The 25,039-nt window shown below is 53.9% G+C and carries 20 protein-coding genes and 1 other annotated feature; of the genes, 7 read left to right on the plus strand and 13 right to left on the minus strand.

What is annotated here, in order from left to right; genetic code table 11:
• The first annotated feature begins 101 nt into the window (after positions 1 to 101).
• Positions 102 to 1,250 carry an LLM class flavin-dependent oxidoreductase gene (locus ACFSX3_RS32860; RefSeq protein WP_209991793.1) on the plus strand — a complete coding sequence of 383 codons (1,149 nt, stop codon included), beginning with the start codon at positions 102 to 104 and terminating at the stop codon, positions 1,248 to 1,250.
• Positions 1,251 to 1,729: 479 nt separating this feature from the next.
• Here ACFSX3_RS32860 and ACFSX3_RS32865 read toward each other — a convergent pair whose 3' ends face one another.
• From ACFSX3_RS32865 to ACFSX3_RS32875, 3 genes are all read right to left on the minus strand, one after another.
• Entirely contained in the window at positions 1,730 to 1,954 is a 225-nt protein-coding gene (locus ACFSX3_RS32865) for a hypothetical protein (protein ID WP_209991792.1), read from the minus strand.
• A gap of 555 nt (positions 1,955 to 2,509) precedes the next feature.
• Positions 2,510 to 2,737, minus strand: a complete 228-nt coding sequence (locus ACFSX3_RS32870) for a hypothetical protein (protein ID WP_209991791.1) — start codon at positions 2,735 to 2,737, stop codon at positions 2,510 to 2,512.
• 4 nt (positions 2,738 to 2,741) lie between these two features.
• On the minus strand, positions 2,742 to 3,743 hold the full coding sequence (locus ACFSX3_RS32875; RefSeq protein WP_209991790.1) for a TIR domain-containing protein: 1,002 nt from the start codon (positions 3,741 to 3,743) through the stop codon (positions 2,742 to 2,744).
• A gap of 239 nt (positions 3,744 to 3,982) precedes the next feature.
• Between ACFSX3_RS32875 and ACFSX3_RS32880 the strand changes: the two genes are divergently transcribed.
• Positions 3,983 to 5,143: an N-acetylmuramoyl-L-alanine amidase gene (locus ACFSX3_RS32880; protein WP_209991789.1), complete on the plus strand. Its 1,161-nt coding sequence runs from the start codon at positions 3,983 to 3,985 to the stop codon at positions 5,141 to 5,143.
• A 7-nt stretch (positions 5,144 to 5,150) separates the two neighbouring features.
• Here the strand turns inward: ACFSX3_RS32880 and ACFSX3_RS32885 are convergent, their stop codons facing one another.
• The 3 genes from ACFSX3_RS32885 to ACFSX3_RS32895 form a co-directional block, all read right to left on the minus strand.
• Positions 5,151 to 6,155: an HD-GYP domain-containing protein gene (locus tag ACFSX3_RS32885; protein ID WP_036694892.1), complete on the minus strand. Its 1,005-nt coding sequence runs from the start codon at positions 6,153 to 6,155 to the stop codon at positions 5,151 to 5,153.
• Positions 6,156 to 6,262: 107 nt separating this feature from the next.
• On the minus strand, positions 6,263 to 7,843 hold the full coding sequence (locus ACFSX3_RS32890) for a response regulator (protein WP_379254909.1): 1,581 nt from the start codon (positions 7,841 to 7,843) through the stop codon (positions 6,263 to 6,265).
• 49 nt (positions 7,844 to 7,892) lie between these two features.
• Positions 7,893 to 9,719, minus strand: coding sequence for a sensor histidine kinase (locus ACFSX3_RS32895; protein WP_209991787.1), 1,827 nt, complete (start codon positions 9,717 to 9,719; stop codon positions 7,893 to 7,895).
• A 155-nt stretch (positions 9,720 to 9,874) separates the two neighbouring features.
• Between ACFSX3_RS32895 and ACFSX3_RS32900 the strand changes: the two genes are divergently transcribed.
• The 4 genes from ACFSX3_RS32900 to ACFSX3_RS32915 all read left to right on the plus strand — a co-directional run bounded on the left by ACFSX3_RS32900 (position 9,875) and on the right by ACFSX3_RS32915 (position 13,741).
• Positions 9,875 to 10,765, plus strand: coding sequence for a carbohydrate ABC transporter permease (locus ACFSX3_RS32900; RefSeq protein ID WP_209991786.1), 891 nt, complete (start codon positions 9,875 to 9,877; stop codon positions 10,763 to 10,765).
• A complete protein-coding gene (locus tag ACFSX3_RS32905; RefSeq protein ID WP_209991785.1) occupies positions 10,765 to 11,601 on the plus strand; it encodes a carbohydrate ABC transporter permease in 837 nt (278 codons plus the stop codon). Before ACFSX3_RS32900 ends, ACFSX3_RS32905 begins: the two co-directional genes overlap by 1 nt.
• Positions 11,602 to 11,725: 124 nt before the next feature.
• Positions 11,726 to 13,042 carry an ABC transporter substrate-binding protein gene (locus ACFSX3_RS32910; protein WP_209991784.1) on the plus strand — a complete coding sequence of 439 codons (1,317 nt, stop codon included), beginning with the start codon at positions 11,726 to 11,728 and terminating at the stop codon, positions 13,040 to 13,042.
• A gap of 174 nt (positions 13,043 to 13,216) precedes the next feature.
• Entirely contained in the window at positions 13,217 to 13,741 is a 525-nt protein-coding gene (locus ACFSX3_RS32915) for a putative immunity protein (RefSeq protein ID WP_209991783.1), read from the plus strand.
• 76 nt (positions 13,742 to 13,817) lie between these two features.
• Here the strand turns inward: ACFSX3_RS32915 and ACFSX3_RS32920 are convergent, their stop codons facing one another.
• The 4 genes from ACFSX3_RS32920 to ACFSX3_RS32935 all read right to left on the minus strand — a co-directional run bounded on the left by ACFSX3_RS32920 (position 13,818) and on the right by ACFSX3_RS32935 (position 20,503).
• A complete protein-coding gene (locus ACFSX3_RS32920) occupies positions 13,818 to 15,113 on the minus strand; it encodes an Nramp family divalent metal transporter (RefSeq protein ID WP_339225538.1) in 1,296 nt (431 codons plus the stop codon).
• Positions 15,114 to 15,436: 323 nt separating this feature from the next.
• Complete coding sequence (locus tag ACFSX3_RS32925) at positions 15,437 to 17,143, minus strand: glutamine--tRNA ligase/YqeY domain fusion protein (RefSeq protein WP_209991781.1); 1,707 nt, start codon at positions 17,141 to 17,143, stop codon at positions 15,437 to 15,439.
• Positions 17,144 to 17,224: 81 nt separating this feature from the next.
• Positions 17,225 to 17,487: a binding site (T-box leader), on the minus strand.
• A gap of 71 nt (positions 17,488 to 17,558) precedes the next feature.
• The gene (locus ACFSX3_RS32930) at positions 17,559 to 19,127 is read right to left on the minus strand and encodes a tetratricopeptide repeat protein (protein ID WP_209991780.1); all 1,569 of its coding nucleotides are present in this window, start codon (positions 19,125 to 19,127) and stop codon (positions 17,559 to 17,561) included.
• Between the two features lie 86 nt (positions 19,128 to 19,213).
• Positions 19,214 to 20,503, minus strand: coding sequence for an arsenic transporter (locus tag ACFSX3_RS32935; RefSeq protein WP_209991779.1), 1,290 nt, complete (start codon positions 20,501 to 20,503; stop codon positions 19,214 to 19,216).
• Positions 20,504 to 21,374: 871 nt separating this feature from the next.
• On the opposite strand from ACFSX3_RS32935, the gene ACFSX3_RS32940 reads away from it, so the two are divergent.
• Complete coding sequence (locus tag ACFSX3_RS32940; protein ID WP_379313799.1) at positions 21,375 to 22,424, plus strand: LLM class flavin-dependent oxidoreductase; 1,050 nt, start codon at positions 21,375 to 21,377, stop codon at positions 22,422 to 22,424.
• 89 nt (positions 22,425 to 22,513) lie between these two features.
• Here ACFSX3_RS32940 and ACFSX3_RS32945 read toward each other — a convergent pair whose 3' ends face one another.
• From ACFSX3_RS32945 to ACFSX3_RS32955, 3 genes are all read right to left on the minus strand, one after another.
• A complete protein-coding gene (locus ACFSX3_RS32945; protein ID WP_209991777.1) occupies positions 22,514 to 23,002 on the minus strand; it encodes a cysteine hydrolase family protein in 489 nt (162 codons plus the stop codon).
• Between the two features lie 149 nt (positions 23,003 to 23,151).
• Positions 23,152 to 24,006, minus strand: coding sequence for a carbohydrate ABC transporter permease (locus ACFSX3_RS32950; RefSeq protein WP_209991776.1), 855 nt, complete (start codon positions 24,004 to 24,006; stop codon positions 23,152 to 23,154).
• Complete coding sequence (locus ACFSX3_RS32955) at positions 23,996 to 24,979, minus strand: carbohydrate ABC transporter permease (protein WP_209991775.1); 984 nt, start codon at positions 24,977 to 24,979, stop codon at positions 23,996 to 23,998. The genes ACFSX3_RS32950 and ACFSX3_RS32955 overlap by 11 nt, the downstream gene beginning before the upstream one ends.
• Positions 24,980 to 25,039 lie beyond the last annotated feature (60 nt).

Raw genomic sequence — 25,039 nt, forward strand, 5'->3', positions numbered from 1 at the left:
TTAGTAAGTTATTGTGATATACTGGGCTATATCCTTGCACTAACGGACAAGCTTAGAAGATAACTGCTACTCAATATTCTGGATTATAAGGGGTCTGTACCATGAACAACCAAGGGAATACTCAAGCGAATGCGCAAGCGGAGGATCAAGCGAATAATCAAAAGAAGGAAACAAGTCTGCCGGAGTTTGAATTCGGCATTTATACACTGGGCGATATCGTTACCGATTGCCATACAGGGCAGCGGATCAGCCCCCTCCAGCGTCTGCAGGAAGTCATTGCAGCCGCGAAGCTGGCCGATGAAGCCGGGCTGGATGTGTTCGGCGTTGGCGAGCATCACCGGCTGGATTTCGTGATTTCTTCGGTGCCCGTTGTGCTGGCGGCTATTGCCCAGGTTACACAGCGGATCAAGCTCACCAGCGCTACGACCGTGCTGAGCACCATTGATCCGGTCCGTGTCTTCGAGGATTTCGCCACCCTGGACCTGCTGTCGGGCGGACGGGCCGAGATCATCGCCGGGCGCGGCGCTTTCCTGGAATCCTTCCCGCTGTTCGGCTACGAGCTGGAGGATTACAAGCAGCTGTTCAGCGAGAACCTCGACCTGCTGCTCACGCTGAACCAGCATGAGGTTATGAACTGGGCGGGCAAATTCCGCTCCCCGCTGCATAACGCCGAGATCGCTCCGCGCCCGCTACAGCAGAAGCTGCCGCTCTGGATCGGCATCGGCGGTTCGGCCGAAAGTGCCGAGAAGGCCGGTGCTCTTGGCATTGGCATGGCTATCGCTATTCTGAGCGGCAGCCCGGAGCCTTTCGAGAATCTGGCCGGTACTTACCGACGCGCCGGGGCAGCCGCCGGCCACCAGCCGGAGGACCTGAAGATCGCCATCACCAGCCATGGCTACATCGCCAAGACCTCACAGCAGGCACTGGATGAGTATTACCCTTATTACTACAGCTACCGTAATAGCATCAGCCCGCGCCCCGGTCAGGAGTACCGGGTCTCGCGCAGCGAATTCGGCCGGTTCACCTCGCCGGACAACACCCTGGCCGTGGGCAGCCCGCAGCAGATCATCGAGAAGATTCTCTATCAGCATGAGCTGTTCGGCCATAACCGCTTCATGACCCAGCTCGACATCGGCGGCCTCCCCTACGCCAAGGTAGCCGCCGCCATCGAGCTGCTCGCCACCGAGGTCGCCCCGGTGGTGCGCCGTGAGCTGGCGAAGAAGCAGCGCGGGATTTCCTCCGCGCAATAGGGGCCATTGCGCTGGATGGGGTGCCGCCTAACTGATTGGCTCATTTAACTAACATCTGTTGGATTCAGGGGCACTCGTGCTCCTGATTTGCTCATTTAGCTAACGTCTGCTTGATTCAGGGGCACTTGTGCTCCTCATTCGCTCATTTAGCCAACTTTTGCTCGATTCAGGTGCACTTGTGCTCCTCATTCGCTCATTTAGCCAACTTTTGCTCGATTCAGGTGCACTTGTGCTCCTGATTTGCTCTTTTAGCCAACTTTTGCTCGATTCAGGTGCACTTGTGCTCCTCATTCGCTCATTTAGCCAACTTTTGCTCGATTCAGGTGCACTTGTGCTCCTGATTTGCTCATTTAGCTAACTTTTGCTCGATTCAGGTGCACTTGTGCTCCTGATTTGCTCATTCAGCTAACTTTTGCTCGATTCAGGTGCACTTGTGCTCCTGATTTGCTCATTTAGCTAACTTTTGCTCCTCATCCAGCCTACTTCCAGCGCCACCAATGGGATTTATCCCTCTCATTTCCCCATCCAGCCCACTTTTCAGCGTCACCAACGGGATTTATCCCTTTCATTTCCTCATTCACCCCACTTCCAGCACCACTAATGGGATTTATCCCTTTCATTTCCTCATCCAGCCCACTTCCAGCGCCACCAATGGGATTTATCCCTTTAATTCCCCCCATCCAGCCCACTTCCAGCACCACCAATGGGATTTACTCCCTCTCATTTCCCCATCCAGCCCACTTTCAGCACCACTAATGGGATTTATCCCTCTCATTTCCCCATCCAGCCCACTTTTCAGTGTCACCAAAGGAATTTATCCCTTTCATTTACACATCCAGCCCACTTCCAGCACCACTAATGGGATTTATCCCTCTCATTTCCCATCCAGCCCACTTTCAGCACCACTAATGGGATTTATCCCTTTCATTTCCTCATCCAGCCTACTTTCAGCGCCACCAATGGGATTTATCCCTCTCATTTCCCCATCCGGCGGAGTCCGCACAGTCATTCTAATACCTTATATTAGTTTTAACTTCAATACCCCGCAGGCGGAGGATGCCACGTATAAGCAGGTGCATCAGGAGAGCGCCTAACCTAAGTAGCAGCCGCCGATCGTTCATTCGTTCATTCGTTCATTCGTTCGTTCGTTCGTTCATTCGTTCATTCGTTCGTTCATTCGTTCGTTCATTCGTTCAAAGGACAAAAAAAGCCCCCAGCGATTGCTGGGGACCTGTTCAATAGTATGAATTAGCCAATGTTCAGGCAAATGATGGCTTGTTATTATCCACTTTACCGCTGACCAGCTTCTTGTACTCGTCGTCGCCACCCTCCAGGGATGGTGCCAAATACACGCTTGACGCTGAGGGCGTAAGCTTGGGGCCGGATTTACGTTTGGAGCGGCCTTTGGCTCCCGCGCTGTTGCCGTCACCGCTTGCAGACCGGCGGACAGTACTGGATACACTAACGGCATTCTTCATATTCTTCATCCTGTTAGTCCCCTCCCACTAAATGATTGACGGTGCGGAACAAATCCCGGTTATAGGCCACGACTGCTGTAATATCCTCTGCCGATAATCGCTGACTTCCCGAGAAGTGCACGGACAGCACATGGTTCTCCCCTAAAGGATAGCATAGGATATATACCTCCGCAACTTCCGTACGCTGTAAAAAAGTCCATTCTTTTGTCAGAAAGGCATCCAGCACCCCCGGCTTCACGCTCCCATCCCCGAAGGCGGCGAACGGATACATCTGCCCGCGTCCCACATTGCCGCCGACCTGCTTCAGGCCCGCTTCCGCTTCGGCCCGCCACATGGCGGCTCCGATGACCCGGCAGTCCTCCGGGGGCAGGAATGAATTACGGACGGCTTCGCTCAGGGCCTGGTATTTCTCGGCTGCCTGAGGTGGCGTTACATTATTATTATATTGCCAAAAGAAGTGAAGGATACTTTCTTTTCGCCTAAGCTCTGCCCGAAGCTGCAACAGCTCTACAGCCGGATCGTGGTACATCCCCTGTGCCTGAATACTGTCGATGATCTTGCCGCAGCTCACATCCACCGCCGCTGTAACATTCTCATGCTGCCACTCATATTCCAGCGGGGTTAGTCCTGACAGATCCGACAGCAGATGATACTCTTCCACATTCTCACCCGGAACAAGATCGCTGCGGGCGGGCACCTGATCCGGCAGCAGGCAGAAGACCCGGCCGCGCCGCAGCCGCGCCCAGAACAGGCCCATTTCGAACTGGGTGTTGTCCCGGGTCACATAATAATATTTACCCCTAATCCGGGCTACATCATCCGGTGAGAACACAAAGACGGCAAAATCGCTGATATCCAGATTCCGCTCCAGCGCTTCCATGGTGTATTCATTCGGCCGGAAAGCAGCGGCATACCACGGATGGACCTCAGCGGTCCGCTTCAGCTGTTCGTGGATAGCTCTGGCATAGCGGATAGATTCTCTGGAAGAACCAATGAATAATCTAGGTCTGATCACGGCGGCACTCCTTTGTCTGTTTCCCCAATATGTAATAATTATACAGACATTTCCTGCTAACGAATAGGGCTTCGGGCGATATTCAGCAGCAGCGCAGGAAGTTAAGAGAGAGATGGTCAGCAGCGTTGTTAGCGGTAGTTGGGGTAGGTATTTATCTTCAATTTTAATTTTTTAGTGTTCTCCGGCCGATGAAACGGGTAATAGAATGTTATCTCTCCGGGAAATGAGGATTTATTTGTATGCGACAAAAATTACATACTGCAGTCCTGTCAGCCTGTCTCCTGACTTCATCCATACTGGCACCTGTCCTGCCGTCTTCTACCGCTTATGCTGCAACTTCTTACACGGCCAAAGTGTACGCCAGCTCCCTGAATGTACGCAGTGAGCCTGCTGCAAGCGCTGCCGTCACAGGCACTCTGGCTGCCGGAGCCACCGTTACCGTCACTGAAGAGCAGCATGGCTGGCTCAAGGTCCGGGCCGGCTCTGTCTCCGGCTGGGTGGCCGGTTACTACCTGAAGCGTACCAGTGGAAGCTCCTCCACCAGCACTTCTTCCAGCTCCACCGGCTCCAAGGCGGCGGTTAAGACCACAGCGGCCTCCAGCGGAACGGCTGTCGTGACCGCGTCTTCCCTGCGCATTCGCAGCGGGCCGGGAACCGGCTATGAGGTGGTCGGTTCCCTGCAATCCGGCAACAAGGTGACACTCCTGCTCCGGCAGGGAGAGTGGTCGCGGGTTCGCGCCGCCGGAGGAACGGTCGGCTGGGTATCCTCCGGGTATCTGTCGGGCGGAACCGTACGCAGCGCAAGCACTATCAGCTCGAATAGCCAGACTCCGAGTGTCGTACGGAAATCCGGCAGTATCCGGGGCAAGCTGATCATAGTGGACCCCGGCCACGGCGGCACCGATCCCGGCATGCTCGGGACAACCTATGACACGATGGAGAAGGATCTGACGCTCCAGACCTCCCTGTACCTGCGGGATTATCTGACCGCCAAGGGAGCCAGAGTGGAGATGACCCGGACCCGCGGGGACCAGAAGCCTGCGCTCTCCCAGCGGGTACAGCTCGGACGGCAGCTCGGTGCGGATGCTTTTGTCAGCATTCATTATAATTCATCGCCGAAAAATGTCTCCGGCACGCTGACCTTCTTCTACTCGCAGCAGAATGATCTGCGGCTGGCCCGGGCAGTGGAGACCCGGCTGGGTGAGGGCATTGGCCTGCGCAGCAACGGCCTCTCCTTCGGCGACTACCATATTCTGCGTGAGAATCCGCTGCCGGCCACTCTTGTAGAGTTGGGCTTCCTGTCGAACCCGTACGACGAAGCGATTGTACGCAAGGCGGCTTATCAGCGGAAGGCCGCCCAGGCTGTTGCCGAGGGAGTGGCCGATTATTTTAACAAATAGATAAGAATCAGATGCTGATCTCCCGGATATTAAGCTCCGTTCTTTTGCTGAGATCAATATATTCATCCCCGATGCGGATCAGCGGAGTCTCGATATCATGCGGGTTCAAATAGACAATCTCGCCGACCCGGCCATCGGTTAAGACTACATCACGCCCCACGGACCGCTTCACGACATTCTCCAGAAAAACGGTTACAATATGCGGGTCCAGCGCGCCGAAGCTGCCTCTTCTCATCTGATCCACAATCATATGAAAGGGCATCGGCTCATGATACGGGCGCTTGCTGGACATCGCATGAAAAATATCCGCCACGGCCACAATTTTACTGTAAGGATCGATCTGCTCGTCCGTCAGCCCCAGCGGATACCCCTTGCCGTCATTTCGCTCATGATGCTGAAGCGCCACCAGGGCAATGCGTGAATTGGCTCCGGTGGTTTCTTTGAGGATTTCGTAGCCATAGACCGTGTGCTTCTTCACTTGGGTGAATTCCTCGTCCGTCAGCTTGCCGGGCTTATTCAGCAGCTCTGAAGGAATCTTCAGCTTGCCGATGTCATGCAGGGTTGCAGCCATGGAGAGCACGGACAGCTCCGCCTCACTCATCTCCAGCCATCTGCCGATCAGGGTAGACAGCACTGCAACGCCGATATTGTGCTGATATGTATAATCATCCTTGCCCTGCACCGAATGGAACAAGGCGAAGATATCCGGGTTGCGCGAGATCTCCTGAATGACCGGAAGAACATCCTTGCGGATATCCGCCAGCGGGATTTTGCGGGAGATTCTATAGGATTCAAATAATTCCTTGGACAGGTCCACTGTACTGTTGACCATCTTCTGATAGGGGGGCGCCTGGTCAGCCTCATCTGCAAACAGAATGTCGAATCTGTCGATTTTTTGTTTACGGATAAGCTCCAGATGCTCGGCATTCAGCCGGCTCCCCGCCGGAATTACAGTCACTCCATAGGCATTAATCAGGTCATTCTTAATCGTTCTTCCCAGATCATTGTCCATACTATCCAGCCCTCCCCTATAACCGCAGCTATGTATTTATTGCCCATATAGCTATTATCGGTTGCAGGCCGGGAAATGCTGACAGGCAGTCCGTGAACCTAACATGCTCAGGCTTCTTCTTCCTGCTTGCGGTATTCTCTTGGTGTGAGGCCGGCGGTTTTTTTGAAGACACGGCTGAAATACTTCTCATCCTCATAGCCCACCAGCTCCGCGATCTGCGACAGCCGCAGATTCGTATTCTGGAGCAGCGCCTTCGCCTTCTCCACCCGGAGGCCGGTGAGATAATCCGACAGATTCTCTCCGGTAATCTGCTTGAACTTGCGCGACACATTCTCCCTGCTGATGAAAAAGCGTTCCGCAATATGCTGCAGCGTCATCTCCTGCGCATAGTTCCTGTCCAGGTACTCCCTGATCTCCTGGACGAGCCGGCTATCCGGCGTCTGCGGGCTGCCCTTGGACAAGCGGTGCAGCAGCGATTTCAGCCGGCATTGCCAGTTCTCCACCGAGAACAGCCCTTCGGCGTCATAACAGCGCTCCAGGCTGATCTCTGCCTCCGGCCGCCAGCGCTTCAGAACGTCCAGCATCTCCGTCTCCTGATGCAGCAGAACGCGCTCTGTGAGCAGCGGCAGCCCGGCCAGATGTCCGGCCCACTCCTCCGCCACCCGCTCCATCCGCTCCAGATCGCCGGACAAGACGGCGATTCTGAGCTTATCCAGCCGTCCCTCCAGGCCGTAGTCGTTTGCAGGTCCACTCCCTTCCCCGCGCTTCCTGAAGGGATGAATGCGCCCGTCCCGCTGCAATAGATTCCGCTCCGCAAGCGCCTGTCCAGCCTGTTCAAGGGCAGACCGCAGCCCCTCCGGCAACGGGTTCAGCGGACTAAGCCCGATATCCAGCTGAACGCCAAACGCCTGGCGGATGGCCTCATTCAGGCGGTTAAGCATCTCCTCCGCCTGTGCTACAGCGCTCCACAGCAGAACTACAAGCTCGCCTCCGCCCTGCCAGTTGCGGAAGGCGTAGCCGCTCTGGTCGGCCGCCATCACTTCATTGCAGACATTGGCCAGCACGAAGGCCGTCAAGGCCACATCGCCGCGAAATCTCCGCAGCAGATGGCAATCTGCGCCTTGCAGCGGGATGACGGCGATCCTGCACTCCTGCGCCCCAATCGGCATCCCCAGCTCTTCACAGAGGGCCAGCTTCAGCTCATGGAACGAGGCCTGTCCGCTCACCAGATCGGACAGCATCTTGTCCCAGTAGAGCGGACGCAGCGCGTTCAGCTGCATGTTCTGGCGCTGCCGCCGCTTCCGTTCCGCCTCCTCCTCCATCCACAGCTTGAAGGCATGCTCCGCAGAGGCAATCAGCTGCTTGCTGTTCAGCGGCTTCAGCAGATAATCCGTACCGCCGTATACGATGGCCGGCTTCACATAATTGAAATCCTGATACCCGCTGATGACAATCGTCTTCGTATGCGGATAATGACGGTGCAGCCATTCCAGCAGCTCCGCCCCGTCCATCAGGGGCATCCGCATATCCGTGAAGACGACGGCCGGCTGATGCTCCTGCATGATCCGTATCGCCTCCTGCCCGTTGGTCGCCTCATAGATCCCGGAGATATTATAGCTGTCCCACGGAACAAAATAACGGATGGCCTCCCGCACATGCTTCTCATCATCTACAATCAGCACCTTCATCTCAGCCGCTCCTTCAAGAAATAGTCTCAATTCGCAAAAGCCGCCGGAATTAACCGTCAATCTCCTCCAGCGGAATAATCAGCGTAACGGTAAGGCCTTGGCCGTCTTCATTATTCTTCAGCTGCATCTCCGCTGCGCTGCCGAACTGGAGCCGCAGGCGGGCCAGCACATTGTACAGGCCAATCTCCTCCTGGTCCGGCTGGCTGCTGCCTCTGAGGCAGGCCGTGATCTCCTCCAGCCGCTCCGGGCTCATGCCCCGGCCGTTATCCTTCACGGCAAGCACCAGCCTGGCCGCCCCTTCCAGCCTGCACTCTATCTGAATCAGCCCCCCGCTTATGCCGTCAGCGAAGGCATGCTTGAAGATATTCTCCACAATCGGCTGCAGGATCATCTTCGGCAGGATCAGCTCCAGAGCCTCCGGCCCCGCCTGAACCTCCAGCTGCAGATTCTCTTCGCCGAACCGCTCCGTCTGGAGAATCATATAGTTCTGCACATGCTCAATCTCATCACGCAGCGGTACTTGTATACGCTCGGTATTCATCGAATAACGCATCATGCTGCCCAGGGAATAGATGAGATCATACACCTTCGGCGCATTATAGCGCAAGGACAGGCTGGCGATGGATTGCAGCGCATTGTAGAGAAAATGCGGGTTCACCTGGGCCTGGAGCGCCTTCAGCTGATTCGTCTTGTTCGCCAGCTCCAGCCGGTATTCCTTAACGATCAGCTCATTGATCGTGCGGGTCATACCGGTGATCTTGCGGGTGAGCAGCCCGAACTCGTCCTCCCGCTCGGCATCCATATGCGCATCCAGCTGGCCGGTCTGCACCTTCTGCGTGAAGTGAATCAGCTTCTTGATCGGACGGGTGAAGCCGATGGAGATCAGCACGGCACTGATGCCCCCAATCAGCAGGAATAGCAGTCCAATGCCCATATTGAACCGGGTAATCACCCTTGCGTCTGTGTACAGATCCTCATAGGGTACCAGCTTGATAATGCTTCCGCTGAACAAAGGGGCCTTGATCTGCTTGTACATTACGATCCCCTGGAAGCCATCCTTCTTCCAGGCGAAATGCCCGCTGTCCTGCTCTGCGGGGAGACGGCTCCAGCCCGCTGAGACCGGCTTCCCGATCCAGTCCGGATCGGAGGCGAACAGCGCCTCGCCTTGCTCATTCAGCACATATAGCCGCTCTGTGTCCGAAGTGTACATCGACTCCACAATCCCCTCCAGCTCCCCCAGCGTATAATCGATCGACAAATCTGCCAGTACGCTGTCACTAGGGGTCCGGTAGATGGGAAAATGGGCCGTAAAGACCGGCACGCTCCCCGGCTTCAGATTGGGGAAGCCGGACTTCACGCCGTATTGATGATCCATATGCGTCACTTCGAGATACGGGCGGTAAGTCCCTCCGGCCTGCCCCTCCGCAGCATAGCCGGCATTATCCTCACGGCGGAAAAATCCCTTAAGCAGCAGATTGGACTGCCTGGCGGCCCTCACATACAGATGAATCTGATACGTATTGCGGTCGGAAAGAAACAGATTGTACAGCTGGGTGGAGATGATGGCCCGGGTGTCCGGCAGAATGGTGCCGGGCGGGGCCTGGGCGGCGCTTTTGGCGGTAAGCAGGGTGGTGTAGAAGGAGCTGGGAACATTGATTCCGCTGTAGAGCGACATCGCCTGCTGGTTCATGCCGCTGAAATAACTCCGGAGATTCGCCTCCCCCAGCGTCAGCAGCTTCGTATTCTGCTTCACGGACTGGTCCGTAACCGACTGCCTCGTATAGAGATAAGAGAAGGTCACAGAAATGCCTGACGGGATCACTGACGCCAGCAGCACTAAGGCCATCAGCCGTGTGCGGATGCTGTTCTTGAACATGGGGGAACCTCCTACAAGTTGTGTGAGCCGTATGGCCTGCAATATAATCCACTTTTCCCGGCATGAAATGAAGTGTTAGCGGTGGCCCGGGCTTTCTATAATCAAGCTGTGAACCCGTAGATATCTTACCCAAACTTACCCAAAGGAGAGTCCATATGAGAAAAACTCTAGGTATGCAGCGAGGCTGGGGACAGCAAATCGTATTTCTCGGCCCCTGTCTGCTCTTTTTCCTGACCATTGTGGTCACCCCGTTCTTCCTCGGCTTCTACTACTCCTCCACCGACTGGAACGGGCTGGATCTGGACAAAGCGGTCTGGACCGGCGCGGCTAACTGGAAACGGATTTTTATGAATGACGATAAGTTCTGGGAGTCCCTGGTCTTCACCCTGCGCTTCACCGTGATCTCGGTGGTGGCTGCCAACGTGCTTGCGCTGCTGCTGGCCTTCATTCTAATGACGACGCTGAAGACGAAGAAGCTGCTCCGTACCATCTTTTTCATGCCTAATGTGATCGGGGGCATTCTGCTGGGCTACATCTGGCAGTTCATCTTCACCAAGGGCTTCGCTACGATCGGCGAGCTGACCGGGATTTCATTCTTTCAGCTGCCCTGGCTGGGCACGCCAAGCACCGGGTTCTGGGGTCTGGTAATCGTGTTCGTCTGGCAGACGGCCGGTTATATGATGGTGATCTATATCGCCGGACTGGCCGGGATTCCGAAGGATCTCATTGAAGCTGCCCGCATAGACGGTGCCCGCGCTCCCCAGCTGTTCAAGAGCGTCTACATTCCGCTGATTATGCCGGCGATCACTATCTGCTTGTTCCTGACGACCTCCAACGCCTTCAAGATGTTCGACCTCAACCTGTCGCTGACCAAAGGCGGGCCGGGCACCTCGACGCAGTCGCTGGCCTATAACATTTATGCGGAGGCACTGATCAACAACCGGTATGGCCTGGGTACAGCCAAAGCGTTGCTCTTCTTCGCCGCCGTCTCCCTGATCACCGTCACCCAGGTCTGGCTTACCAAACGAAAAGAGGTGTCCGCCTAATGAACAGCAGCCGCTACCGCCCGGGCAACTTCGTCCTCGAAATTGCCGCCATTCTGCTGGCTATTGTCTTCCTGTCACCATTCTATCTGGTCCTGAGCAATTCGGTTAAAGGGCTGAAGGACATCCTGACCGACGCCGCTTCCTGGCCGCAGGTGTTCCACTGGAGTAACTATTCCAAGGTATGGGATGCCATTAACTTCCCGCAGGCCTTCTTCAATTCTCTGCAAATTACGATTCTCAGTGTAATCTTCATCGTCCTGTTCAGCTCGATGGCCGCTTATCAGATTGTGCGCAAGCCGACGCGCTTCAATTCCTTCGTGTTCCTGCTACTGGTCTCGGCGATGATCATTCCGTTCCAGTCGCTCATGCTACAATTGGTCCGGGTGACCAGCCTGCTGGAGCTGCGCGGCGAGCTGTACGGCATTGTGGCCTGTTATCTCGGCTTCGGGATGCCGCTGTCTGTCTTCCTGTTCCACGGGTTCATCAAGACGGTGCCGCTGGAGCTGGAGGAAGCCGCGCGGGTGGACGGCTCGAATCCTTACGGCGTGTTCTTCCGGATCGTCTTCCCGCTGCTGCTGCCGATTATTGTAACCGTCATTATCCTGAACACGCTGTGGATCTGGAATGACTATCTGCTGCCTGTCCTGGTGATCGGCGGGAATAAGGATCTGACGACCCTGCCCGTAGCTGTGACCAAGTTCTTCGGTCAGTACACCAAGAAGTGGGATCTGGCCCTTGCGGGTCTCGTCATGGCGATCACGCCTATTCTCTTGTTCTTCCTGTCCCTCCAGCGTTATATTGTGGAAGGCGTGACGGCAGGCTCCATTAAAGGATGATCACTCGGCCGGCTTTCCTTTGCAGCAATAATATCCACTTTTTCGAGCAACATATGAAGTGTAAGTCATCTATTAATTCCATTACGCTCTAAGAGCAGGAACCACAGACCAGGGAGGTTATTCTATGAAAAGAAAGTTCGCATTCATCATGGCAACCGTTTGCACCCTCATTATCGCAGGTTGCGGGAACAGCGGCAATACGAATTCCGCAGGCAATGGAAGCGCTACGAATGCTCCTAACGCGTCAACCGAATCCGCAGCACCGGAAGCCGGCAAAGCGCCTGCCAAGGATGTTACGATCAAGATGTTCCAGTTCAAGGTGGAAATTGCCGAGCAGCTGAATGCACTCGCCGAAGAATATGAGAAGGAGACGGGTGTGAAGGTGGAGGTCGAAACGCACGGCGGCGGTGAGGATTACGGCGCGCTGCTGAAGGCGGAGATTGCCTCCGGCTCTGAGCCTGAGATTTTCAATAACGGTGGGTATATAGCTCTTGTTCCTTATATGGACCGCGCCACCGACCTGAGCAATGAGCCTTGGGCCGCCCAGCTGATCCCGACCGCCAAGACACCGGCAACCGTAGACGGCAAGCTCTATGGCATGCCTATGAATGTAGAAGGCTACGGGCTGATCTACAACAAGGATCTGTTCGCCAAAGCCGGTATTACGGAAGAGCCCAAGACGCTCCCGCAGCTCAAGGATGCCGCAGCCAAGCTGAAGACCGCCGGCATCACGCCGTTCGAAGCGACCAATGAGTGGTGGTCGATGGGGATTCATCTCGTTAACGTGGGAATGGCGCACCAGCCTGATCCGAAGCAGTTCATTGACGATGTGAAGGCGGGCAAACAGACCATCAAGGGCAACGCCGTCTTCAAGCAGTGGCTGGATCTCGTCGATGTGATTATAGATAATGCCCAGGACAACAAGATGACTACCGATTATGCAACCCAGGTGGCTGAATTCGCCTCCGGCAAGGCCGCTATGATGCTGCAGGGGAACTGGACGCAAGGCGATATCGACAAAATCGATCCGGCTATGAACCTGGGCCTCCTCCCGCTCCCGATCAATAGCGAGGAAGGCACCATCCTGGTAGGCGTGCCTAACAACTATATCGTGAACAGCAAATCCGCACATCCGGAGGAAGCCAAGGCCTTCCTGAACTGGATGGTCAGCTCGGAAACCGGCCAGAAGTATCTGACCAAGGAATTCAAGTTCATCCCGGCGGAAGCAAACATCACCGCAGACGCCGCCGATATCGGCCAGGTAGCCGTAGCCGTGCAGGAGAAATCCGGGAGCGCGCTGGGCTGGAACTGGGATATGTTCCCTGACGGCGTGACCCAGGGCTTCGGCGCTGCCATGCAGGAATACCTCGGCGGCCAGCTGAACCATGATCAGCTGTTGGAGAAGCTGGATAAGGCGGTGCAGGATATTGTGAAGCAATAGGACGGAATGCTTTTAGACTAGGGGGTGTCCTCAGCAGCCGTCAAACGGTACTGAGGCACTCCTTTTTGGGGTATGCGGTTGACATCCATGGGCCGTTTGCATTCGGATAAATTTTGGATGTAAAATTTGTTATATCCCCATACCCCTCTGTTCAAAAGGATAGGAGTGTTTTCAGTGAAATTAGAAGACTATGCATGGAATACGCATGAGCAGATATTAAAAGAAGCACAAATCGAATTTAAACATAGTAGCCCTAAAATAAAAATCATAGATAACAGCAATTTGCGGAATCGAATTGAAGAAGCTCTTGAAAAAATGCCGCAAAAGTTACTTGCCGAATGGGCTTTGAGAGTCGCTACTCCGTACTTAGATTATCTTGATGATTCTTTAAAGGATGACCCGCGAATACATCTGGGGATTGAGACATTACAAAAACGAATAGACGGAAGGATTCGAGCCTTCGATTTACGAAAGGTTGGATTTACAGTGAATGAATTGGCGAAAGAATCCAAAACAGATATTAGCAAACATGCTGCGCGTTCCTTCGCCCAAGCCATTGCAACAGGACATATGAGGGGACATGCTTTAGTTAGCAGTGACTACGCAATAAAGACAACGAATTCTTTAACGGGTAACTCTATAGATGCTTCTACAAAGGAAAGGGAAAGACAATTAAAGTTAACGGAGCTTTTAGGCTGAAACCAAAACAAAAGGCCCTCCTCTCAAGCCATTTTATGGCTAAAGGACGACCTCTTGGATAATCTGTTATAGCGTGTTACACAAACATCTCCACTACCAGGAACAGGTTCAGCGCGACCACCAGGGCGGAGATGATCCAGCCGAGGATGGTGGTGATCCGGTGGTTCACCAGCCCCTGCATGATCCGGCGGTCGCTGGTGAAGATCACGAGCGGAATCAGGGCGAAGGCAATCCCGAAGGACAGGACAACCTGGCTCATCACCAGTGCGCTGGTCGCATTAACACCCGAGGCGATGATGAAGAGCGGCGGAATAATAGTGATCGCCCGGCGGAGGTAGAGATTGATTTTTTTATTAATGAAGCCCTGCATCACCACATCACCGGCCATCGTGCCCACCGACGAGCTGGACAGCCCTGCGATCAGCAGGCTGAGGCCGAAGGAGATCGCCGTAACTGGGCCCGCCAGATTGCGGAACTGCTCGAAGGCGATATCCAGATCCTCGACGACCAGACCATTCTTGAAGAACAGTGCTGCCGCGACGATGACCATAGCCATATTCACTGCACCGGCAATCAGCATCGCAATCAGAATATCGATGAATTCGAGCCGGAAAATCTGCTTCTTCTCCTGTTCATTAGCACCTACGATACGGCTCTGGGTCAGCGAAGAATGCAGATAGATTGCGTGGGGCATAACCGTTGCGCCAAGAATCCCGGCAGCCAGCAGGATGCTGTCCACGCCTTCGAATCTGGGGGTGAACATCCCTGTAAGCACACTGCCCGCATCCGGCTTCGCCATAATGACCTGGAATGCAAAAGCCAGAACTACGATCATCACCATGCCTGCAATTCCGGCCTCAAGCGTACGGTAACCGCGCCGCTGTAGCTCCAGAATGGCAAACGATCCTACAGCGGTAATCAATGCCGCCGGAAGCATCGGTATGCCGAACAGCAGATAGAGTCCGAGGGCCGCGCCAATGAATTCAGCAAGATCGGTAGCGATAATGACGATTTCACTCTGAATCCACAGGAAGATGGACACGCCCTTCGGGAATTGCTCCCGCGCGACCTCGGGCAGATTCTTGCCGGTAGCAATGCCAAGCTTGGCGGATAAGGATTGAATAAGTACGGCCATCAGATTCGAGGCGAAAATGACCCAGAGCAGCAGATACCCGTATTTCGAGCCTGCGGTAATATTGGTGGCGAAATTGCCGGGGTCCAGGTAAGCAACGGAAGCTATAAAAGCCGGGCCCAGAAAAGGAAGAAGTCTCTTCAGTCCCTTGACATCTCCGTTAAGCACCGATTGCGCCGAATGTTTGTTGGTATGACCTTTTAATATAGGGGATGATTCTACTGCGGTATTTTGCTCCATCATGTTCTGTCCTCCTCTTGCCCGGAAAAAGTTGTCTATACACACGAAAGTTTCCCTGGTGCAACATTTGATCTGGTATCATTATAATCCTCAAGATGAGAATTGTAAATGTATTTTCATTGGGTTTTCATACGCTGCCTGAGCTCATGCCTGCACGCCTAATCCTCCACCCATATTATGTAATCCAGCCCTATAAAGTGAGGCAGACGCATACGCAAATCAGCGATCCTCCAGTAACAGGAGCACCGCTGCTTGTGTAACATTCTAAACTTTTTAAGAAGTTAGCCTGGCATAGCCCGCCAAATTCTAGATTCATCCACTACTTATTCGCTGCTGCTTACGTTTCCTGCGTTGCCCTTCCAGGTGTCCTTGAGCGGAACGATTCTGTTGAACACCAGCTTCTGAGCTGTGCTATGCCTGCTGTCGATGCAGAAATAGCCGTGACGCAGGAACTGGTAGGTATCCCCGGGCTGAGGGTTACCGGCAAGCGGCTCCAGCAGGCAATCCGTAAGCAGAGTTACGGAACCCGGATTAATGTACTTCTCCCAGCTCTCCCCTTCCTCCTTCGGCCCGTTGTTATCCGTCAGCAGCTGCTCATACAGGTATATGTCACTCTTCAGCGCATGAGCAGCCGAGACCCATTGTACGGTTCCCTTCACCTTCCGGCCGCTTAATGCACCGCCGCTCTTGGTCTCCGGGTCGTAGGTGCACCGCAGTTCGAGGACGGCCCCCGTCTCCGCATCCTTAATGACCTCATGGCAACGGATGATATAACCGCCTTTAAGCCGCACCTCGCCGCCTGGAACCAGTCTGCGGAAGCCCTTCACAGGCACCTCCATGAAATCGGCCCGCTCGATATAGAGTGTGCCGGAGAACGGTACCTCTCTTGAACCCAGCTCGGTATTCTCAGGGTTATTATTGACGGGAAGCCGCTCAGAGGCCCCGGCTGCGTAATTGGTAAGCACGACCTTCAGCGGGTCCAGCACAGCCATAACAGCCGGCACCTTGGCCTTAAGATCCTGTCTCAGGCAATGCTCCAGCAGCGAGAAATCCACCATCGCTGTATTGCGGACCATGCCGATCTCCCGCACGAAGGCCTCAATGCTCTCCGGCGTGAATCCCCGTCTGCGCAGCCCGCTGAGTGTAGGCAGCCGCGGATCATCCCAGCCGTCCACATAGTTCCCGGCAACCAGTTCCCGGAGATACCGCTTGCTGGTGACCACTCCCGTCAGGTTCACCCGGCCGAATTCCCTTTGCCTCGGGGCCTCCGGGATATCCAGCCCCCGCAGCACCCACTCATACAGCGGCCGGTGATCCTTGAACTCGATCGAGCACAGCGAATGCGTCACCCCTTCCAGCGCATCCTGAATCGGATGGGCGAAGTCATACATGGGATAGATGCACCAGGCATTGCCTGTACGGTAATGCTCCGCATGAATAATCCGGTACAGCACCGGATCTCGCAGATTCATGTTCGGCGAGGCCATGTTGATCCGCGCCCGCAGCACTTTGGCGCCGCTTGGGTATTTTCCCTTGCGCATCGCCCGGAACAGCCGCAGGTTCTCCTCCGGCGTGCGGTTCCGGTAAGGACTGTTTGTTCCCGGCTCCGTTAATGTCCCTCGGTAGGCGGTCATTTCCGCTGCTGTCAGATCACAGACATAGGCCTTGCCCTTCAGAATAAGCGTCTCTGCCCTGCGGTAGATCTCCTCCGAATAATCGGAGCCGTAGTAGATGTGCTCCCCGGGACTGCAGCCCAGCCATTCAAGATCACGGATGATCGCTTCCACGTATTCTTTATCCTCTTTGAGCGGGTTGGTATCATCGAAGCGCAGGTGGAAGCGTCCGCCATATTTACGGGCGATTCCCACATTCGTGTGGATGGCAAAAGCACTCCCGATATGCAGATAGCCATTGGGCTCCGGCGGAAACCGGGTGCAGATCTCCCGGCTGAAGACTCCCGCCTCCACATCTTCTCTAATCAGCCTATCCATATAATTCTCCGGCAGAGCCGGTCCATTATTCTCTGTCATTCCAATCTCCTCCTGTTCATGGGTGGTAAGCCGCCTTATCTGGATACAACAAAAAAGAACCTCACCTCCAAGACCGTAAGTCTTGGGGACGAAATTCTCGCGGTACCACCCCAGGTTTATTAATATGTCACCATATTAATCTCATCAAGTACGGCGCTGCCGTCCGGCAGGGCTTATACTCTAGCTCTGTAACAGGAGCTCCTGTCTTACCATCACCGGCTGCTGCCTGGTTCCGGTAAGCCGCTCAGAGGCTTGTTTCCATCCAGTCTTCCCTGCTCCTTCACACCAGCCGGAGCTCTCTGTGAGGAAAGAATTGAATGTACTCTTCTCGTCATCGCGTTTGCGTTATTGGATACAGAATAACAAAACTCACAAAGGGTGTAAAGGGCTGCGCCGGATTGCCCGGAGCGGCAGCCTAGGCTTCTGCCGGGTCCTGACTGAGCGCCGCCAGCAGCTCCAGCGCTTCCTCATGCTCCGGCTCGATCAGCAAGGATCTGCGCGTATAATCCAGCGCCGCCTCATCATCCTCCTGCTCGTAGCTGCAGATTGCCAGGCAGTACAGCACGGTAATTACCGGCTCCTCCTCACTGGACTGGAGCGAATGCTCCAGGAAGCGGCGGGATTCCCCGTACTGCTCCATCTCGAACAGCAGCAGCCCGCAGTCCAGCGCCAGATCATACTTTTGCGGCATCGGGTAGAAGCCCCTCCACATCCGGTCGATCCCCCGCTGAAGGTCCAGCAGCTCCTCGTCGCTGGCATCCGGCAGCAGCGCAGAGATCCGCTCGGCACTCTGAATGAATAGTTCCGCATCATAGCCCCCTAGCCGCCAGAAGGCCAGGATCTGCTGCATGCCGATGGTGTCGTAATTCTTGTCGATCCACACCTTCAGGCTGAAGAAATCATCCGGCCCGAAGCGCTCAACAAACCGCCGGTAGGCCAGCCGGGTATGCGGATGCAGCATCGGCTCCTCCAGCATCAGGATACAGCCCACATTGAGATTCTTATAATGATGCTGCGTGAACTGGGATTGTGCGCCCTTCCGTTCAAAATAATGCACCAGTGCATGATAATTCGCCGTAAGCGAGATGCTTCCGTGGTGAATCAGCTTCGGCGGCGCGGCGAATTCCCAGTTCTCCAGCCGGTGGTCTCCCTTATCGGCGGTGAGCAGCAGGAAGCTTCCCCGGGAGAGTGCCCCAAGACGCTCCATGCAGGACAGGGCCGCTTCCGGGAACAACACATGTGAATCCTCCAGCTTGTCCAGATAGAACGCGATCACTTCATGATAAGGATACGAGCTGTCCTCATAGCCCGCCGCGCGCTTGTAATGGTATTCCGGCACCAGATCACGGAGCACCTCGGACGGGCCCATGGTAGCGGACTGCTCAGGATATTGCAGTGAGACCTCACATTCATAGATTTTGCCTTCATCTACATAGAGCAGCTCCTGCGGAATACTGTCGAAGAAGTAGTTGGCGATTACCATCAGCGGCTGCCCCAGATCCCCGGGCTTAATCACCAATCCGCTCTGCGTTAAGCTCAGCTCCGTATCCCGGACCGCATCGAAGCGGGCAAAGTCAAGCATTCCCTGCTCTACAAAAGGCTTCAGCCCCTCATGCTGCTGCCAGCCCTCAATGTTCTTCCACGGCAGATCGCTCATCACGTAACGGAACGGCGGCAGCAGCACGCCTGCATATTGAATCAGCTCACACAGCTGCTGCAGCACATGGAACGCCAGACGCCCCACTCCTGCACCCAGCTCCAGTACCACTACCGGCTCTGTGGTGAATCCTTTCTGCGCACGGTCCTGAAGAAAGCCAAAGATGATCTCCGCATACGCCGTTCCAATCATCGGATTGCTTGTAATATACTGCGGAACCTGGTCATTGGCCCAAGCCTGGAGACCCAGCTGTTCATAATAGGTGCGCTGCAATTCCCATATAGGCGCTTCGCTGAAGCGGTAGCGTTCTTGTCCACTTAATGTCATTGGTTCTAACCCTGCTCTCTGATTATCGTACGGATCTTTGTCCGGTAGTCAAATATTATCACATTTGCGCATATATTTTCTTGAACTTAGAACAGCTTCAGCTCCAGATATAAGCCGAGTAATGTGATGAACAGTGTGGGAATCGTCAGGATCATCCCTATTTTGAAATAGGTGCCCCAGGAGATCTTCACACCCTTGCCCGACAGCACATGCAGCCACAGCAGTGTGGCCAGTGAACCAATCGGTGTAATCTTCGGCCCCAGATCCGAACCGATAACATTGGCGTAGATCAGGGCTTCCTTCACGATCCCAGCGGCATGTGCGGTATCAATGGCCAGCGCCCCGATCAGCACCGTCGGCAGATTATTCATCACCGAGGAGAGGAGCGCAGCCAGGAAGCCCATTCCCATCGTGGCTGCGAACAGCCCGTGCTTCGCAATTCCGCCAATCATATCAGCGAGCACATCCGTCAGTCCCGCATTACGCAAGCCATACACCACTACGTACATGCCAATGGAGAAAAAAACAATCGCCCAAGGCGCGCCCTTGACCACTTCCATCGTCTTCACGTAAGGACTTCTGCGGGCCATCAGCAGGAAACAGATTGCGATCACTCCCGCTACCACGGATACCGGAATGTTCAGGAATTCACTGACGAAATATCCGGCTACCAGAAGCGCGAGTACGAACCAGGATAGCTGAAACATCCGTTGGTCCTTGATGGCATCCCCCGGAATCTTCATGCCAGCCGTGTCATACTCCTTCGGGATACTGCGGCGGAAGTACAGATATAAGACCAGAATGCTTGCTCCAAGCGAGAAAAGGGTAGGCAGCCACATATGTCCTGCATACTGCATGAAGGTGATGCCGAAGAAATCGGCGGAGACAATATTGACCAGATTGCTGACGGTCAGCGGCAGCGAGGTGGTGTCGGCAATGAAGCCGCTGGCAATAATAAAAGGAAAGACTTTGCGCTCATCCAGATTCAGCGCCCGGACCATCGCCAGCACAATCGGTGTCAGTATCAGCGCCGCCCCGTCATTGGCGAACAGCATCGCCACGACCGCACCCAGCACAATCACATAAATGAACATTAGAGTGCCGTTGCCGCGTGCCGCCGCCGCCATATGCAGTGCCGCCCACTCGAAGAAGCCGACACGATCAAGAATTAAGGAAATTAGAATAATAGCTACGAAGGCAAGCGTGGCATTCCAGACAATCAGCGTCACATCACGGACATCGCCGAAGCTGACCACTCCTGCCGCAAGCGCGAGGATCGCCCCGCCGCAAGCAGACCAGCCAATCGATAGATTACGCGGCTGCCAGATCACAAAAACCAAAGTCACAACAAAAATCAGGCAGGCTATCACAACCATAATTCAGCCCCCCATTTGATCTGCAGCATTCCCTGATGCACTCCTTACACTATATATAAATATAAGCCAATTTATATATACTAAAGCAGCCTCATCCGAAGTACAAGATAAAAATTGCTGGAAGGTTCATTGCTTTACGCAAGCCTGTTCAGAGCCATCGCTGCCCTACCCGGCAGCCGTCAGCTGTAATAATATTTATATGCTTAAGTACTAAGTGTATGTATGAATACATAGGCTGGATTATGGGGAACGAAGCAGCTTCTTGGAGAGGAGATGCAGGTCCGGAAGAGCCATCCTTGTTACAGGATTGGAGGTTCGGACTACCATGAGTACAGACCAGCTCATCGCACTGCTCGTTCTTGTTATTATGATTGTACAGCTTGCCGTCAAGAAGGATAAATCCTGAATCCTGAAAACAGCAGGCCGCCAAAGAGGCCGGGGCAACCCGGTCTCTTTGGCGTTAGGACAAGTGTGGGAAGCACCCTCGTACGTGCACAATGTATTCGGTTTTTCGACTACATTTGCCCCCGTACCCTCGTACCGCCCAATCTGTTCGGTTTTTCGATTACATTTCGCCTACGCGCCACACCCGGCCCAATTGTAATCGGTTTTTCGATTACATTTCGCCTACGCGCCACACCCGGTCCAATTGTAGTCGGTTTTTCGATTACATTTGGTCTACGCGGCGCTCCCAGTCCAATTGTGTTCGGTTTTTCAATTACATCGGTGCGTCCTGCTAATCACGGAGTCTTCCGTATATAATAATAAAAATCACCTTTTTCACTTACTAAAGTTGAGAAACATTAAAAAGTATAGTAGAATAATAACATGAAGAAAGGGGCGGAGCATTATGGCCGAGGAGAAGAGAATCATGGAAATTGGGATAAGCACGTTTTTGGAGACTACACCTGACCCGGTGACGGGGCAGACGATCAGCCATGCAGAACGGCTGCGGGAAGCTGTCGAGGAGATTGTGCTCGCTGATCAGGTGGGCCTGGACGTATATGGAATAGGCGAGCATCACCGTAAGGATTATGCAGGGAGTGCCCCGGCTGTAATCCTCGCCGCAGCGGCAGCGACAACCAAGCGGATCAGACTGACCAGTGCGGTCAGTGTCTTGTCTTCGGATGATCCGGTGCGGGTCTATCAGGCATTCGCTACGCTGGACGGCCTCTCGAACGGCCGGGCTGAGATTATGGCCGGACGCGGTTCCTTCACTGAGTCCTTCCCGCTGTTCGGTTACAGTCTGGAGGATTACGATGAATTGTTCGAGGAGAATCTGGAGCTGCTTCTGGCGATCCGCGCCTCCGAGAAGGTCACCTGGCGCGGCGGGCATCGTCCGGCTATAAATAATCTGCCGGTCTATCCCCGTGCTGTTCAGGACCCGCTTCCGGTCTGGGTCGCCAGCGGCGGCAATCCCGAATCTGCCGTGCGGGCCGGAACACTGGGTCTGCCAATTGCCTTCGCCATCATCGGCGGCATGCCTGAGCGGTTCGCTCCGCTGGTGAACTTGTACAAGGAAGCCGCAGCACGCGCCGGGCATAATCCGGACAAGCTGCAGATTGCCACACACTCCCACGGCTTCGTAGGTGAAACTAACGAACAAGCTTCCGCCTTGTTCTACCCGTCCACCCAGGCCCAGATGAATGTCATCGGACGCGAACGGGGCTGGGGCGGAACCTACAACCGCGCAGCCTTCGACGATGCCCGCAGCTTACGCGGAGCACTCTATGTCGGTGACGCAGAGTATGTCGCCGAGAAGATCATTCTGCTGCGCAAGAATCTCGGCGTGACCCGGTTCTTCCTGCATGTGAATGTCGGCTACATGCCGCACCGCGAGGTCCTGCGTGCCATCGAACTGCTGGGCACCAAGGTTGCCCCTATTGTGCATGCGGAGTTAGCCCGTACTGAGGGGAAATAAAGACCGGCTTCACTCTGAGCAGGAATACTTTACTCTATCCACAACAAACCTCAAGCGCCAAACGGTGCTTGAGGCTTGTTTGATGAAAACTAAGACTGCACCAGGGCCTGAATCACAGGATACGAAATCAGATTCCGGTCTCTGTACGCCGCCGTGAGTACATCCTTATGCGAACTTAGAATCCCATTCTGCAACAGCACCGCCTTGATTCCTCTTTCGGCTGCCCCGTTATAGGTGAACAGAACGCAATGCTCAGCGGCATAGCCGGAGAGGATCAGCAAATCGATACCCTGCTCCCGCACAAGCTTTTCCAGATCCGTCTTCCAAAAGGCATTCGAGTATTCCTTCTTCACGTTGAAATCCGTCTCCTGAATCTCAATTCCGGGGATGATCGCAAACTTCGCTTCCTCAGACGGCTCCATGCCCTCAATGTCCTGAATATGAATGACGGCATGTCCCTTGGCGCGCAGCAGTCCCGAGACAAAATTGATATACTCGCACGCGCGGTCAATTTCCTTCTGCTCTACCTCGCTTACATGGACCTCTTGCAGATCAATAATTAATAATCCGATTTTCACTCCTGCTTCCCCCTATCCGCTGATCCTTCAACATTACCCGATACCGGATGTTCATTCAACCGACCACACACAAAAAACTGCAGTAGAATGATCCATCGGAATGGACCTTCTCTGCAGTATGGTTTGTCTTCACAGCTATCCTGATCCGGTTATTCTTTGACTCCGCCCAGTGCTACACCTGCGATAATATAACGGGACAGCAGGAAGTAGACTACGAACAGCGGCAATGCGGTCAGCGCCAGCCCCATATAAATCGAGCCGAAGGAGGTCTTGTATATATCCCCTCGGAGCAGGCTGACCATGATCGGCATCGTATACTTCTCCTTCTGAGTAAGGAGGATTAACGGCATGAACAAGTTGTTCCAGTTGCCCACGAAGGCGAAGATTGCCTGCGTCGCCACTGCCGGAACCATTAGCGGTAAGATAATGCGGTTAAAGGTTTTGAACTCACCCGAACCGTCCACACGTGCTGCTTCCACGATCTCTATGGACAGTGTGGCCAGCAGATACTGGCGCATAAAGAACACTACTGCCGGTGCGGCAATTGCAGGAAGAATCAGCGGAAGGAAGCTGTTGGTCCAATGTATTTTATACATGAACTGATAGAAGCCGATCGCACTGGCTTGGGAAGGAATCATCATTACACATAAAATAAAGGTAAAGAATGCCCCGCGCAGCCTCCAGCTATAAGTCACTAGACCGTACGCCGCAAGGGATGAGAAATAGACAGTCAGGAGAGTGGCTGAAGCAGAAATAATAAATGAATTCATGAACCCCTGAATCGGATCGAAGCTCTTTTCGAGCAGAACCCGCAGGTTCTCCATCATATGGGATGAAGGCAATAGCGAGAGACCGCCTTGGATTTCTGACGAAGAGCGGGTGGCGTTTACAAACATGATCCAAAACGGTAGGATGCTGAGCACCGCCAGAGAGATGCAGACGATATAGATAATCGTTTTATTGATCGTCCGGGTGACATTTCCGTCTTTTTGATTATTGTCCATGTGCTACGCCCCCCTTTTGGCTGCTCTTGTTAGATTTCCGATGCATTTTTTCGATTTTTTTAAGTCTTGCCGCGTCACGGTCACGCATTAGATAGAATACAAATGCAGATAATATTCCTGAAATCAAGAACATAATCATACTCGCAGCAGCAGCACGGTTGTACAAATAGCTTCCTTTAAAAGCTTGCCCATAAATGAACATGGACGTAGTAAGCGTAGAGTCATCCGGTCCGCCTGCAAGGAAGAGCTGCGGAATGTCAAACATAGTCAAGCCACCGACCATCGATGTAATCAGCGTGAATAACAGAATGGTACGTAAACTTGGCAGCGTGATCCGGAAGAACGTTTGAACTCCGTTTGCACCGTCAATCGCCGCAGACTCGAAGAGCGCAGGATTGATACCCATAACACCTGCGATAAGAATAATCATGGTGTTTCCGTACCACATCCAGAACTGGATGAATGCCACAATGCCCCGCGCTACCGTCTTATCCTGAAGGAAGTAGATCGGAGCGTCGGACCAGCCCATCATTTGAAAAAAGCTGTTTACCGGACCCATCGGATAGCCAAACAGAGTGCTGAATAGCAAGGCGATTGTACCCGCAGTAATCACATTCGGCATATAGAGCAGAACCTTGAAAAAGCCTTGCCCCTTAATTTTAAGACGCTGGTTAGTGAACCATGCAGTGAGTAAGAGCGCCAGAAGGATCTGGGGAACGAAGTTAAGGAACCAGAGCAACCCGGTGTTAATCAGAGATTTTCGGAAAGAGGCGTTGCTAAGGATCAAATCTTTGAAATTCTGAAAAGGATTATCCAAAATATGTATGGGTTTTGGTATTAATCCCTGCAAATCGGTGAACCCGATGAATGCGGTGTATAAAATAGGATAGAGCGAGAAGATCAGAAATGCTAAAACAAACGGAAACGTAAAAATATAGCCAAATTTCGAGTAGTTCACACCTTTGCGGCGCATGCTCTCACCCCTTTAGTTGATACGAAGGGGCGGGATGTCTCCCCCGCCCCTTCGTTTGAT

The organism is Paenibacillus rhizoplanae, assembly GCF_042684125.1.
GTDB lineage: Bacteria > Bacillota > Bacilli > Paenibacillales > Paenibacillaceae > Paenibacillus_AQ > Paenibacillus_AQ rhizoplanae.

Excerpts from the sequence above, each read along its gene's own strand:
- ACFSX3_RS32860 (WP_209991793.1), top strand. The coding sequence starts at position 102 with ATGAACAACCAAGGGAATACTCAAGCGAATGCGCAAGCGGAGGATCAA.
- ACFSX3_RS32870 (WP_209991791.1), bottom strand. The coding sequence starts at position 2,737 with ATGAAGAATATGAAGAATGCCGTTAGTGTATCCAGTACTGTCCGCCGG.
- ACFSX3_RS32880 (WP_209991789.1), top strand. The coding sequence starts at position 3,983 with ATGCGACAAAAATTACATACTGCAGTCCTGTCAGCCTGTCTCCTGACT.
- ACFSX3_RS32885 (WP_036694892.1), bottom strand. The coding sequence starts at position 6,155 with ATGGACAATGATCTGGGAAGAACGATTAAGAATGACCTGATTAATGCC.
- ACFSX3_RS32890 (WP_379254909.1), bottom strand. The coding sequence starts at position 7,843 with ATGAAGGTGCTGATTGTAGATGATGAGAAGCATGTGCGGGAGGCCATC.
- ACFSX3_RS32895 (WP_209991787.1), bottom strand. The coding sequence starts at position 9,719 with ATGTTCAAGAACAGCATCCGCACACGGCTGATGGCCTTAGTGCTGCTG.
- ACFSX3_RS32900 (WP_209991786.1), top strand. The coding sequence starts at position 9,875 with ATGAGAAAAACTCTAGGTATGCAGCGAGGCTGGGGACAGCAAATCGTA.
- ACFSX3_RS32905 (WP_209991785.1), top strand. The coding sequence starts at position 10,765 with ATGAACAGCAGCCGCTACCGCCCGGGCAACTTCGTCCTCGAAATTGCC.
- ACFSX3_RS32910 (WP_209991784.1), top strand. The coding sequence starts at position 11,726 with ATGAAAAGAAAGTTCGCATTCATCATGGCAACCGTTTGCACCCTCATT.
- ACFSX3_RS32920 (WP_339225538.1), bottom strand. The coding sequence starts at position 15,113 with ATGGAGCAAAATACCGCAGTAGAATCATCCCCTATATTAAAAGGTCAT.
- ACFSX3_RS32925 (WP_209991781.1), bottom strand. The coding sequence starts at position 17,143 with ATGACAGAGAATAATGGACCGGCTCTGCCGGAGAATTATATGGATAGG.
- ACFSX3_RS32930 (WP_209991780.1), bottom strand. The coding sequence starts at position 19,127 with ATGACATTAAGTGGACAAGAACGCTACCGCTTCAGCGAAGCGCCTATA.
- ACFSX3_RS32935 (WP_209991779.1), bottom strand. The coding sequence starts at position 20,503 with ATGGTTGTGATAGCCTGCCTGATTTTTGTTGTGACTTTGGTTTTTGTG.
- ACFSX3_RS32940 (WP_379313799.1), top strand. The coding sequence starts at position 21,375 with ATGGAAATTGGGATAAGCACGTTTTTGGAGACTACACCTGACCCGGTG.
- ACFSX3_RS32950 (WP_209991776.1), bottom strand. The coding sequence starts at position 24,006 with ATGGACAATAATCAAAAAGACGGAAATGTCACCCGGACGATCAATAAA.
- ACFSX3_RS32955 (WP_209991775.1), bottom strand. The coding sequence starts at position 24,979 with ATGCGCCGCAAAGGTGTGAACTACTCGAAATTTGGCTATATTTTTACG.